This is a genomic window from Streptomyces sp. NPDC001220 (assembly GCF_053597895.1).
Genome location: NZ_JBSFJE010000017.1, coordinates 1 through 13,398, shown reverse-complemented (window position 1 = coordinate 13,398; position 13,398 = coordinate 1). Strand labels below are relative to the sequence as shown.

The window sequence follows — 13,398 nt, the reverse complement described above, 5'->3', positions numbered from 1 at the left end:
CGGGGTGATCGACGCGTACGAGGATCCGGGCACGCCCGACACACGCGGTGGCTGGTACTACCTGTGGTGGCTGGTGCACCGCCAGCCGGGCCGCTCGCTGGCCGGGGCGCTGCTGGGCAGTGCCTGGCTGACGCTGATGGCCGGAACGCCGTACCTGATGGCCCGGGCCGTGGACGACGGCCTGGTGCCGGGGCACCTGTGGGTGCTGGCCGGGTGGACGGCCGCGATCTTCGTCCTCGGGGCGGTCAACGCGTGGATCAGCATCATGCGCCACCGCACGATGACCCGGGTGCGCATGGACGCGTACTTCCGGACGATCAAGGTGGTCGTCGGCCACGCGGTACGGCTCGGTGCCGCACTGCCCCGGCGGACGGGAGCCGGTGAGGTCGTCACGATCGGCGTCGGTGACGTGCACACCATCGCCCAGGCGCTGACCGTCGTCGGTCCCGGGGTGGGCGCGGTCGTGGTGTACGCGGTGGTGGCCGGCCTGCTGGTGCCCATCTCGCCCCTGCTGACGGGCGTGGTCCTGCTCGGAGTGCCGGTGGTGGCGCTGCTCGCGGGCCCGCTGACCCGGCGGCTCCAGGGCCGGGAGACCGAGTACCGGGAACGCCAGGGCGTCCTCACGGCCCGCATCGGGGACCTCGCGGGCGGCCTCCGCGTCCTCAACGGCCTCGGCGGCAAGGGCCTGTTCGCGGACGCCTTCCGCAAGGACTCACAGCACCTGCGCGTGCAGGGCTACCGGGTGGGCGCGGTCGCCAGCTGGGTCCAGGCGCTGGGCGTCGGCCTGCCCACGGTGTACCTGGCGGTGGTGACCTGGATCGCGGCCCGGATGGCCGCCCGCGGGGAGATCACGGTGGGCCAGCTGGTGTCGGTGTACGGCTATGTCGCGGTCCTGGTGGGCCCGGTGGCGTTCTTCCTGGACATGGGCTACCAGCTCAGCCGGGGCGTGGTGGCCGCCCGCCGGGTGGTGGGCCTGCTGCACCTGGCCCCGGAGCCGGATGAGGGCACGGAGCAGGCCCCGCCCGGCCCGACGGTCCTGCACGACCCGGAGTCGGGGGTACGGGTGCGCCCGGGCCGGCTGACGGCACTGGTGGGCGCGAGCGCTGCGGAGACGGGCGCGGTGGTGGACCGTCTGGGCCGGTACATCCCGTCGGACGTGACGTGGGGAGGGGTACGTCTGGACGCCGTGCCCCTGCCGGAGGTACGGACGCGCATCCTGGTGGCCGACAACGATGCCCACTTCTTCGCCGACAGCCTGCGCAACGCCCTGCAGGACACGCCCGGAAGGGGCGCGGGGAACTGCGCGACAGGCCCCCACTCACCCGCACCCGCCGCTGAACCCTCGGACACATCCCCTGACGCGCGAACCGCCGAAGCCCTCCACGCGGCCGCGGCGAACGACATCGTCCAGGCCCTCCCGAACGGCCTCGACTCGGAGATCCACGCCCAGGCCCGCAACCTCTCCGGCGGCCAACGCCAACGCATCCGCCTGGCCCGCGCCCTCCTCACCGATCCCGAGATCCTCCTCGCCGTGGAACCCACCTCCGCCCTGGACGCGCACACCGAGGCCCTCGTGGCGGAGCGCCTGCGCACCGCCCGCGCCGGCCGCACCACCCTCCTCACCACCACCTCCCCCCTGATGCTGGCCCGCGCCGACGAGGTGGTCTTCCTGGTCGACGGCGAGGTCGCGGCGACCGGCACCCACGAGGGCCTGCTGGAGTACGAGCCCGGCTACCGCGCCCTGGTGGCGCGGGACGCGAAGGAGGAAGAGGAGGCCGTGCGGTGACGACGAGCCAACTGCCCGTCGCCGCACGGGCGGACGTGCGGCGGGCCGTGCTCCGCCTGGTGCGGGCCGACCGCGGGGCCTTCTCGGCCGCCCTGCTGCTGAACGCGCTCGCCGCCGGCACCGGCCTGGCCGGCCCATGGCTGGTCGGCCGGATCGTGGACGCGGTCCGGGCCGGCCGCGGTGTCGGCGCCGTGGACCGCCTCGCCCTGTGGATCCTGCTCTGCTCGCTCGCCCAGCTGCTGCTCGCCCGCTCCGCCCGTTACCTCGGCCACCGGTTCGGGGAGCGGACCCTGGCCCGGGTCCGCGAGGAGTTCGTGGACCGGGCGCTGGCCCTGCCCGCGTCGGTCGTGGAGCGGGCCGGCACCGGGGACCTGACCGCGCGCGGCACCTCCGACGTGAGCACCGTCGGCACCACGCTGCGCGACGTCGGGCCCGAACTGCTGGTCTGCTCGGTGCAGGCGCTGTTCGTGATGGCCGCGGTCTTCGCGCTGGATCCGATGCTGGGCGCGTTCGGGGTGCTCGGGCTGACCCCGATCTGGTTCGCCCTGCGCTGGTATCTGCGCCGGGCCCGGGACGGCTATCTCGGGGAGGGCGCGACGACCTCCGGGGTCGCGGAGATCGTCACGGCGACGGTGGCGGGCGCGCGCACGGTGGAGGCGTTCCGGCTCCAGGAACGCCGGATCGCGGCGAGCCGGGACGCCCTGGAGGCCAACCGGAAGACCCGCTTCTACACACTGCGTCTGCGGACCGTGTTCTTCCCCGCGGTCGAGGTGTCGTACACCCTGCCGGTGGCCGGGGTGCTGCTGGTGGGCGGACTGCTCCATGCCGGGGTCGGCGTGGTGGTGTCGGCGGCGCTGTATCTGAGGCAGTTCACGGAGCCGCTGGACCAGATCCTGATGCGGGTGGAGCAACTCCAGTCCAGCAGCGCCTCGTTCGCCCGGGTGGAGGGGCTGGCGCAGGCTCCACGGACCGAGGCGGCCGGCGGGTCGCCGGCTCCGGCGGACGACCGGATCGATGTGCGCGGGGTGCGGTACGCCTATGAGCGCGGCGGCGAGGTGCTGCGCGGGGTGGATCTCACGGTGCGGCCCGGGGAGCGGCTGGCGGTGGTCGGACCGTCCGGCGCCGGGAAGACGACGCTGAGCCGGCTGCTGGCGGGCGTCGACGCGCCCGGGTCGGGCACCGTGACCGTGGGCGGGGTGCCGATCGCCGGGCTGGCACCGGAGCTGCTGCGCCGCCAGGTCGTCCTGGTCACCCAGGAACACCATGTCTTCCTCGGCACGGTCCGGGACAACCTGCTGATCGCCGAACCGTCCGCGGGCGACACGGATTTGTGGACGGCGCTGACGGCCGTCGGCGCCGACGGCTGGGTCCGCGGCCTCCCCGGCGGCCTCGACACCGTGCTCGGCGCGGGCGGTCGGGCCACGGACGGCTCCCAGGCGCAGCAACTCGCGCTCGCCCGCGTGGTGCTGGCGGACCCGCACACGCTGATCCTGGACGAGGCGACGGCGCTGCTGGACCCGGCGACCGCCCGGCACGCCGAGCGCGCCCTGGCCGCCGTCCTCGAGGGCCGGACGGTCATCGCCATCGCCCACCGGCTGCACACCGCGCACGACGCCGACCGGGTGGCCGTGATGGAGGACGGCCTGCTCACCGAACTCGGCACCCACGAGGAGCTGGTGGCCGCGGGCGGGGCGTACGCGGCGCTCTGGGCGACCTGGCACGGCGACAAGGTGCCCTGACGCCGGCCCGCCCGCCGAACGATCCGCATACCGAACATGAACATCCGGTCAACGAACGATTTCCGGCCAAATTCCTGACGCGGTCCTGACAGATCGCGTTTTCTGGTGCCACTCTTCCCACGGCCGACTCACAGCAACCCCACAGAATCACCCTGTCGCTGCCGGGTCCGGCACTGCACGCGTACGTGGTTCCGCGTTCCGCCTGTTCCGCATGTTCTGCCCGGACGGCCCACCCGCCCTCCGGATCTCCCCTGGCCGTGTGACCCGCGGCCACGCAGAAGGAGTCAGTGTTGAGAAGCAGTTCCTCTCGCAGACGCACCCCCCACCGCACCGCAGTAGTGGCCCTCGCGGGCGTCACCGCCCTGATCGCCGCCGCCGTCCAGTCGGGCGCCGCCAGCGCCACCCCGGCCGCACCGCAGGCCGGCGGGATCAACCCCGCGCACGCCGCCGTCAAGCTCTCGCCCTCGCAGCGCGCGGAGCTGCTGCGTGACGCGACCGCCGAGAAGGCCGCCACCGCCAGGTCGATAGGCCTCGGCGCGCAGGAGAAGCTGGTCGTCAAGGACGTCGTGAAGGACGCCGACGGCACCGTCCACACCCGCTACGAGCGCACCTACGCGGGCCTCCCGGTCCTCGGCGGCGACCTGGTCGTCGACACCGCCAAGTCGGGCGCCACCGAGCGTGTCATCAAGGCGAACAACCACACGCTCAAGGTCGCCGACCTCACCCCGGCGGTCAGCGCGGCGAGCGCCGAGAAGCAGGCCGTCTCCCGCGCCAGGACCCTCGGTTCCACCAAGTCGGCGGCGGACGGCGCCCGCAAGGTCATCTGGGCCGGCTCCGGCACCCCCGTCCTCGCCTACGAGACGGTCGTCGGCGGCTTCCAGGACGACGGCACCCCCAACCAGCTGCACGTCATCACCGACGCCGCCACCGGCAAGAAGCTCTTCGAGTACCAGGGCATCGAGAACGTCACCGGCACCGGCAACACCCAGTACAGCGGGACGGTGTCGCTGTCGACGACCCAGTCGGGCTCGACGTACAACCTGACCGACGGCGACCGCGGCGGCCACAAGACGTACAACCTGAACCACGGCACCTCGGGCACCGGCACGCTGTTCTCGCAGTCGAGCAACACCTGGGGCAACGGCACCACGTCGAACGCCGCCACCGCGGGCGCCGACGCGCACTACGGGGCCGCCGAGACGTGGGACTTCTACAAGAACACCTTCGGCCGCAGCGGCATCAAGAACAACGGTGTCGGCGCCTACTCCCGCGTCCACTACGGCAACTCGTACGTGAACGCGTTCTGGGACGACGGCTGCTTCTGCATGACCTACGGCGACGGCTCCGGCAACGCGGACCCGCTGACCGCCCTCGACGTGGCCGGCCACGAGATGAGCCACGGTGTCACCTCCAACACCGCGGGCCTCAACTACAGCGGCGAGTCCGGCGGCCTGAACGAGGCCACCTCGGACATCTTCGGCACCGGCGTGGAGTTCTACGCGGCCAACTCCTCCGACGTCGGCGACTACCTCATCGGCGAGAAGATCGACATCAACGGTGACGGCACCCCGCTGCGCTACATGGACAAGCCGAGCAAGGACGGCGGTTCGGCCGACTACTGGTCCTCGTCGGTCGGCGGACTCGACGTGCACTACTCGTCCGGCGTGGCGAACCACTTCTTCTACCTGCTGAGCGAGGGCAGCGGCGCCAAGGTCATCAACGGCGTCAGCTACAACTCGCCCACGAAGGACGGCCTTCCGGTCACCGGCATCGGCCGGGACAAGGCGCTCCAGATCTGGTACCGGGCGCTCACCACCAAGTTCACCTCGACCACCAACTACGCGGCCGCCCGCACCGGCACGCTCGCGGCGGCCGGTGAGCTGTACGGCACCACGAGCACCGAGTACAAGGCGGTGCAGGACGCCTGGGCGGCCGTGGCGGTCGGCTCGCGCTCCGGCGGCGGTGGCGGTACGGGCACCTCGTACGAGAGCACCACACCCGTGTCGATTCCGGACAACGGGCCGGCGGTCACCTCGTCGATCACGGTCTCCGGCCGGACCGGGAACGCGCCGACCAACCTCCAGGTGACGCCGAATATCAGCCACACCTGGCGCGGCGACCTGGTGATCGACCTCGTCGGTCCGTCCGGGACGTCGTACCGCCTGAAGGCCTTCAGCTCGTCCGACTCCGCGGACAACGTGACGGACACCTACACGGTGAACGCCTCGTCGGAATCGGCCAATGGGACCTGGAAGCTGAAGGTCCAGGACCAGGCCGCACAGGACGTCGGCACGATCAACAGCTGGAAGCTGACCTTCCCGTAAACCGCAGGACACGGGCGTGAGCGACGGGCGCCGTCCGGGGGTTCGACTCCCCTCGGGCGGCGCCCGTTTTACATGTTCGCAATGTTCACCCAACACCTGCTTTTCGGCCAACATCACTTCAGGGTCCTGACATGTACGCGACCTTGATGTCACTCTTCCTTCACCCGTCGCACAGCACAGCAACTTCACAACCCCACAGCCGGGCCGGTAACCCCACATCGCCCCGGACTCCCCACATTCTGAAGGAGCTTGAGTGAGCCCCCTCTACGCGCGTCACAAGCGCACCACTCTGGCCATCGCCACCGCTGTCGCCGCCGGCGCCCTGCTCACCACGGGTATGACCGCGAACGCCACAGCCGCCGACAAGCAGCCGCTGGCCGCCGCCCCCACCCTGCTCTCCAACTCCGCCCGCACCGCCCTCATCCAGAAGGCACAGGCGGACGTCACCGAGACCGCGCAGCAGATAGGCCTCGGCGCCAAGGAGAAGCTGGTCGTCAAGGACGTCGTGAAGGACGCCGACGGCACCGTCCACACGCGCTACGAGCGCACCTACGCGGGCCTCCCGGTCCTCGGCGGCGACCTGGTCGTGCACACCTCCAAGGCCGGCACGACCGAGGGCGTCACCAAGGCGACGAAGACGGCCATCAAGGTGGCCTCCCTCAAGCCGCAGATCAGCACCGCCAAGGCGGAGAAGTCGGCGCTCACCGTCGCCAAGTCGCTGGGCTCCAGCAAGTCGGCGGCGGACGGCGCCCGCAAGGTCATCTGGGCCGGCTCCGGCACCCCCGTCCTCGCCTACGAGACGGTCGTCGGCGGCTTCCAGGACGACGGCACCCCCAACCAGCTGCACGTCATCACCGACGCCGCCACCGGCAAGAAGCTCTTCGAGTACCAGGGCATCGAGAACGCCACCGGCACCGGCAAGACGCTGTACTCGGGCACCGTCAGCCTCGACACCACCCTGTCGGGCTCGACGTACAACCTGACCGACGCCACGCGCGGCAGCCACAAGACGTACAACCTGAAGCACGGCACGTCCGGCACCGGCACGCTGTTCACCGACGCGGACAACGTCTGGGGCACCGGCACCGCCTCCAGCTCCACCACCGACCAGACCGCCGCCGCGGACGCCGCCTACGGCGCCCAGGAGACGTGGGACTTCTACAAGAACACCTTCGGCCGCAGCGGCATCAAGAACAACGGCGTCGGCGCCTACTCCCGCGTGCACTACGGCAGCTCGTACGTCAACGCGTTCTGGGACGACAGCTGCTTCTGCATGACCTACGGCGACGGCTCGGGCAACACCCACCCGCTGACCTCGCTGGACGTGGCCGGCCACGAGATGAGCCACGGCGTCACCGCCAACACCGCGGGCCTGAACTACTCGGGCGAGTCCGGCGGCCTGAACGAGGCGACCTCGGACATCTTCGGCACGGGTGTGGAGTTCTACGCCAACAACTCGTCCGACGTGGGTGACTACCTCATCGGCGAGAAGATCAACATCAACGGCGACGGCACCCCGCTGCGCTACATGGACCAGCCCAGCAAGGACGGCGGCTCTGCCAACTACTGGTCCTCCTCGGTCGGCAACCTCGACGTGCACTACTCGTCGGGTGTCGCCAACCACTTCTTCTACCTGCTGTCCGAGGGCAGCGGCGCGAAGACGATCAACGGCGTCAGCTACAACTCGCCGACGTACAACGGCTCCACGGTCACCGGCATCGGCCGGGCCAAGGCGCTGCAGATCTGGTACAAGGCGCTGACCACGTACTTCACGTCGACCACCAACTACAAGTCGGCGCGCACCGGGACCCTCTCGGCGGCGGCCGCCCTGTACGGCTCCGGCTCCACCGAGTACAACGCGGTGGCGGCGGCCTGGACGGCCGTCAACGTGACCTGACAGCAGCGGTACGGGCGGACCCCGGGACGAAGGCGTCCCCGGGGTCCGCCCTACGCTCTCTCCCATGTCCTTCACGTACGAGGCGGTCGGCGCGACCCGCGAGGACCTCGCCGCCTGCCCGCCCGGCTTCCGCCCCCTCCATGTGCGCTCGCGCATAGGCGAGGGCGCGGAGGTCTTCCACAAGGCCGCCGAGACGGTCCTCACCTGGGAACTCCACCGCGCCCTGGGCGTCGGCATCGAGGCCTCCGCCGACCGCGCCGCCCCCGGCGTCGACGTCACCGTCAGCCTGGCCGGCCTGATCAAGGCCCCCTGCCGCATAGTGTGGACGCTCGAGGAGTCCCGCCGGGCCGGCTGGGCCTACGGCACCCTCCCCGGCCACCCCGAATGCGGCGAGGAGGCCTTCCTGGTCACCCGCACCGGCGACGGCACGGTCTGGCTGACCGTCGCGGCCTTCAGCAAGGCGGCCAAGTGGTACGCCCGCGCGGGCGGCCCGGCGACCCGGGGCTTGCAGCACGCCTATGCGCGCAGGTGCGGGGCGGTGCTGAGGAATCTGTGCGCGGACGCGGAGCCCGATTTCTGACGGTCAGACAGGCATGGCCCGGGTACCGGAGGGTCCGGCGGCCGGTTGTCCCGCCCGGGCCGCCGGTCCGCCTGCCTCACCGCATCAGCACCCCGGCCCCCTCCACCGCCCCCTCCGAAGGTGCCGTCATCAGGCCCAGTTCCGCGCCGGAGGCCAGCAGTCGGTGCGAGGGGAGGATGCGGACCGTGTAGCCGTAGGGGCCCGTGCGGTCCAGGGAGAGGGGGCCCTCGTAGGTCCAGTGGCCCTCCAGGTCCGGGCCTCCCGTCGGCTTCAGGGGGACCGTCGTCGCGTCCGTGATGCGGTCCTCCGGGTCGACCCGGCCGGAGACCGCCTGGACCTCCACGTCGTCGGGTGTGAGGTCGCCGAGGCGGACCCGGACGCGCAGCGCGAGGGTGGTGCCCAGTTCGGCGGTGGCCGTGGCCGCGGTGGTCTCCACATGGTCGACCGACACCCCGTGCCAGGCGCCCCGCACCCTGCTCTTCCAGGCGGACAGTTCACGGGCCGTGTCGGTGGTCATCGAGCGGTGGGCGTGCGCCGCGGGGGTGTAGAGGCGCTCCACGTACTCCCGGACCATCCGGCCCGCCAGCACCTTCGGGCCCAGCAGGGTCAGCGTCTGGCGGACCATCTCGATCCAGCGGTCCGGGAAGCCGCTCTGCCCGCGCTCGTAGAAGCGCGGGGTGACCCGCTCTTCGAGGAGGTCGTAGAGGGCGGCCGCCTCGATGTCGTCCCGGCGCTCGGGATCGGTGCCGGCGCCGTCCGCGGTCGGGATCGCCCAGCCGAAGTCCGGCTGGAACCATTCGTCCCACCAGCCGTCCAGGACGGAGAGGTTGAGGCCGCCGTTGAGCGCCGACTTCATCCCGCTGGTCCCGCACGCCTCCAGCGGGCGCAGCGGGTTGTTCAGCCAGATGTCGCAGCCGGTCAGCAGCTTCTGCGCCATCGCCATGCCGTAGTCGGGCAGGAAGACGATCCGGTGCCGGACCCGCGGGTCGTCGGCGAACCGGACCAGTTCCTGGACCAGCCGCTTGCCGCCGTCGTCCGCCGGGTGCGCCTTTCCGGCCACCACGACCTGGATCGGCCGCTCGGCGTGCAGCAGCAGGTCCATCAGCCGGTCGCGGTCGCGCAGCATGAGCGTGAGCCGCTTGTACGAGGGGACGCGCCGGGCGAACCCGATGGTCAGCACGTCAGGGTCGAGGGCGTGGTCGATCCAGCCCAGCTCGGCGGTCCCGGCACCCCGTTGCCGCCAGGAGGCGCGCAGCCGGTCCCGGACCTCGAGCACCAGCTGCTCCCGCAGGTTCCGGCGCAGGTCCCAGATCTCCTGGTCGCCGACGTCGGCGACCGCGTCCCAGCGCTCGGTGCCGCCGACGGTCAGCGCCTCCTCGGTACGGCGGTCGCCCAGCTGCCGGGCCCCCAGCCGGACCACCTCGGGGGCCACCCAGGTAGGCGCGTGCACCCCGTTGGTCACGGAGGTGATCGGCACCTCGTCGGCGTCGAACCCCGGCCACAGTCCGGAGAACATCTCCCGGCTGACGTTGCCGTGCAGCAGCGAGACCCCGTTGGCGCGCTGGGCCAGCCGCAGTCCCATCACGGCCATGTTGAAGAGGTTGGGTTCGCCGCCGGGGTAGGTCTCCATGCCCAGGCGCAGGATGTGCTCCACCCCGATCCCGGGCAGTTCGGCGTCGGCGCCGAAGTGGTGGGCGACCAGCTCCCGGTCGAAGCGGTCGATGCCGGCCGGGACGGGGGTGTGGGTGGTGAAGACGGTACCGGCGCGCACCGCCTCCAGCGCGGAGTCGAAGTCCAGCCCCTGGGCGCAGAGCTCGGCGATCCGCTCCAGGCCCAGGAAGCCGGCGTGTCCCTCGTTGGTGTGGAAGACCTCGGGCTCGGGGTGGCCGGTCAGCCGGCAGTACGTGCGTACGGCGCGCACACCCCCTATCCCGAGCAGCATCTCCTGGAGCAGACGGTGCTCGCTGCCGCCGCCGTAGAGCCGGTCGGTGACCCCGCGTCCGCCGAGGTCGTTCTCCTCCACGTCGGAGTCCAGCATCAGCAGCGGTACCCGGCCCACCTGCGCCAGCCAGATCCGGGCGCGCAGCGGCCGGCCGCCGGGCAGGGCGAGGGAGACGTGCGCCGGGGTGCCGTCGGCGTCCTTCAGCGGCACCACCGGAAGTTCGTTCGGGTCCAGGACGGGATAGTGCTCCTGCTGCCAGCCGTCCCGGGAGAGGGTCTGCCGGAAGTACCCGTGCCGGTACAGGAGGCCGACGCCGATCAGCGGTACGCCGAGGTCGCTGGCCGACTTGAGGTGGTCGCCGGCCAGGATGCCGAGGCCGCCGGAGTACTGCGGCAGGGCGGCGGTGATGCCGAACTCGGGCGAGAAGTAGGCGACGGCCGCCGGGAGCTCGGCGGCCTGCGGCCGGGACTGGTACCAGCGGTCGCCGGTCACGTAGTCGTTGAGGTCGTCCGCGACCGCCGTCAGCCGGCGCAGGAACCGGCGGTCCCCGGCCAGCTCGGCCAGCCGTGCCGTCGGCACACTGCCGAGCAGCCGCACCGGATCGCCCTCCGAGGCGGCCCAGCGCTCGGGGTCGACGGCCTGGAAGAGGTCACGGGTCTCGGTATGCCAGGACCAGCGCAGATTTCGGGCCAGGTCGCTGAGGGGGCGGAGGGGGTCGGGGAGAACAGGACGGACGGTGAACCGACGGATCGCCTTCACATTCCACTCCACGCGTTCGTGGTGAGAGCCGTACGGCGGTGTGCGGCTCGGCGTCCCTACGACGGTACCGGTGTCGAGGGGGCCGTTGTCGGAGCTCCGGCACCAGACCCCGGCTCCGTCCCCCGGTGGACGGACCGAGACGCGTCACGCCTCCTTGTGGGACCCGGCCCCGCACGAGACGCTGCCCCCTTGAGCTGAGGAGGGGGAACTCACAGCCATGTCATGGACGATCAACCGGCGTCCGCGTCTGGTGGGGGGCTTGACCGCGGTCGTCACGGCCGCGGTGCTGTCGGCGGCCACCCTGCCCGCGCACGCCGTACCGGAGGGGACCGTACTGGGCGCCGGCCGACCGGGCTCGGTCGGCGGAAGTTATCTGGTGACCCTGGAGGAGGGGATCGAGGGGGCGTCGGCGGCCGGGAAGGACGTCGCCACCCGCTATGGGGCGAAAATAAGCCATACTTACGGCAGTGTGCTGAACGGATACGCCGTCCGGGCAAGCGCTGTTCAGGCCCGGCGGCTCGCCGCGGACCCGCGGGTCGCGTCCGTCGTCCAGGACACCCGGATACGGCTCGACCGCACCCAGACGAACCCGCCGTCCTGGGGTCTGGACCGCGTCGACCAGGCGGGGCTGCCGCTCGACAGGACGTACACCTGGCCGGGGTCGGGGGGCGCGGGCGTCACCGTCTACGTGATCGACACCGGCATCAGGATCAGCAACCGCGACTTCGGCGGCCGGGCGGGCTACGGCTGGGACTTCGTCGGGAACGACGGATCCGCCGGCGACGGCAACGGACACGGCACACATGTCGCCGGCACCATCGCCGGAACCCGCTACGGCATCGCCAAGAAGGCGCGGGTCGTCTCCGTACGGGTCATGGACAACGCGGGGACGGGCACCACCGCCCAGGTCATCGCCGGTATCGACTGGGTCACCGCACACGCCCGCAAGCCGGCGGTGGCCAACCTCAGCCTGGGCGGTGCGCACAACGCCCAACTCGACGCCGCGGTGCGGAACTCGATCAGGTCCGGGGTGACCTACACCGTCGCGGCCGGCAACGACGGCGTCCCGGCGGACCGTTCCTCGCCGGCCGACGTACCGCAGGCCCTCACCGTCGGTGCCACCGACCGCAGCGACGCCCGCGCGCGCTTCTCCGACTTCGGTGGAGCCGTCGACCTGTTCGCCCCGGGCGTGGCGATCACCTCGGACTCGTACGCGAGCGACACCGGCAGGGCGACCTACTCGGGTACCTCGATGGCGTCACCGCATGTGGCGGGCGCCGCCGCGCTGTATCTCGCCGGTCATCCGAAGGCCACCCCGGCCCAGGTCGCCAGGGCCCTGATTGCGGGGGCCGCGAGCGGGAAGGTGACCGGTGCGGGACCGGGGTCACCGAACCGGCTCCTCCGGGTGCCGAGAACGTAAGGCGTTTTCCCCACGCGAACACGCCACCGGCCCCGTTCGTACAGAACGGGGCCGGTCTTGTGCGTAGACATACGGCTGAGTAGTTAACAAAGTGCCGGATTGCCCACCCGAATAGGGTGGGAAGGCTCCTCCGGTACACCCCATGGACACAGCGCTGATACCCCGCACAGGTAGACCCTCAAGTACAGCCTCGGAAACAGCCGCAGGACCCGTCCCGCCACCATCCATCCGCCCACACCCTCGTTGCCGCGGACAGGAGCGGTCATGCCCGCCACGCACCAGTCGTCAGCACCTCCGACCCAGCGCACGTCATCCCGTGCCGCACCCCCCGCACCCCCCGCGGACGAGGCCACCGCCGTCGGCCGCATACCCGTCCTCGACGTCCGCCCCCTGGTCCAACAGGGGCGCCGGCCCGCCAAAGCGGTGACCGGGGAGTCGTTCGAGGTCACCGCCACCGTCTTCCGCGAGGGCCATGACGCGGTCGCCGCCAATGTCGTACTGAAGGACCCCAAGGGCCGCCGGGGTCCCTGGACCCCGATGCGGGAGCTGGCCCCCGGCACCGACCGCTGGGGCGCCGAGGTCACCGTCGGCGGGAAACCGGGCCGCTGGACCTACCAGGTCGAGGCCTGGGGAGATCCGGTCACCACCTGGCGCCACCACGCCCAGATCAAGATCCCGGCGGGCATCGACACCGGTCTGGTCCTGGAGGAGGGCGCACGGCTCTACGAACGGGCCGCCGCCGGGGTGCCGAAGAGCAAGAAGCGGGAGGTCGTCCTGGCCGCCGCTGAGGCCCTGCGCGACGAGGACCGTCCCGCCCCCTGGCGCCTCGCCGCCGCGCTCAGCCCCGAGGTCGGCAAGATCCTGACCCGGTATCCGCTGCGGGAACTGGTCACCTGCTCCGAGCCGTTGCCGCTGCTCGTCGAGCGCGAGCGGGCCCTGTACGGCTCCTGG

8 protein-coding genes are annotated in these 13,398 nt (G+C 71.7%); 7 read left to right on the top strand and 1 reads right to left on the bottom strand.

Annotated elements, in window-relative coordinates:
• Positions 1–4: 4 nt before the first annotated feature.
• The 5 genes from ACWDGI_RS34130 to ACWDGI_RS34110 all read left to right on the top strand — a co-directional run bounded on the left by ACWDGI_RS34130 (position 5) and on the right by ACWDGI_RS34110 (position 8,326).
• Complete coding sequence (locus tag ACWDGI_RS34130; RefSeq protein WP_450765775.1) at positions 5–1,786, top strand: ABC transporter transmembrane domain-containing protein; 1,782 nt, start codon at positions 5–7, stop codon at positions 1,784–1,786.
• Positions 1,783–3,525 (top strand): ABC transporter ATP-binding protein, encoded by a 1,743-nt coding sequence (locus ACWDGI_RS34125; protein WP_450765773.1) that lies wholly within the window; start codon positions 1,783–1,785, stop codon positions 3,523–3,525. Before ACWDGI_RS34130 ends, ACWDGI_RS34125 begins: the two co-directional genes overlap by 4 nt.
• 290 nt (positions 3,526–3,815) lie before the next feature.
• The gene (locus ACWDGI_RS34120) at positions 3,816–5,849 is read left to right on the top strand and encodes a M4 family metallopeptidase (RefSeq protein WP_450765771.1); all 2,034 of its coding nucleotides are present in this window, start codon (positions 3,816–3,818) and stop codon (positions 5,847–5,849) included.
• A gap of 253 nt (positions 5,850–6,102) precedes the next feature.
• A complete protein-coding gene (locus ACWDGI_RS34115; RefSeq protein ID WP_450765769.1) occupies positions 6,103–7,746 on the top strand; it encodes a M4 family metallopeptidase in 1,644 nt (547 codons plus the stop codon).
• A gap of 64 nt (positions 7,747–7,810) precedes the next feature.
• The gene (locus ACWDGI_RS34110) at positions 7,811–8,326 is read left to right on the top strand and encodes a DUF1990 domain-containing protein (RefSeq protein WP_450765767.1); all 516 of its coding nucleotides are present in this window, start codon (positions 7,811–7,813) and stop codon (positions 8,324–8,326) included.
• Positions 8,327–8,402: 76 nt separating this feature from the next.
• Here the strand turns inward: ACWDGI_RS34110 and ACWDGI_RS34105 are convergent, their stop codons facing one another.
• Positions 8,403–11,027: a glycosyltransferase family 1 protein gene (locus ACWDGI_RS34105; protein ID WP_450765765.1), complete on the bottom strand. Its 2,625-nt coding sequence runs from the start codon at positions 11,025–11,027 to the stop codon at positions 8,403–8,405.
• Positions 11,028–11,244: 217 nt separating this feature from the next.
• Between ACWDGI_RS34105 and ACWDGI_RS34100 the strand changes: the two genes are divergently transcribed.
• Both ACWDGI_RS34100 and ACWDGI_RS34095 read left to right on the top strand, forming a co-directional pair.
• Positions 11,245–12,447, top strand: coding sequence for a S8 family peptidase (locus tag ACWDGI_RS34100; protein WP_450765763.1), 1,203 nt, complete (start codon positions 11,245–11,247; stop codon positions 12,445–12,447).
• A gap of 264 nt (positions 12,448–12,711) precedes the next feature.
• Positions 12,712–13,398, top strand: a 687-nt coding sequence (locus tag ACWDGI_RS34095; RefSeq protein ID WP_450765761.1) for a maltotransferase domain-containing protein, incomplete at its 3' end; no start/stop codon positions are given.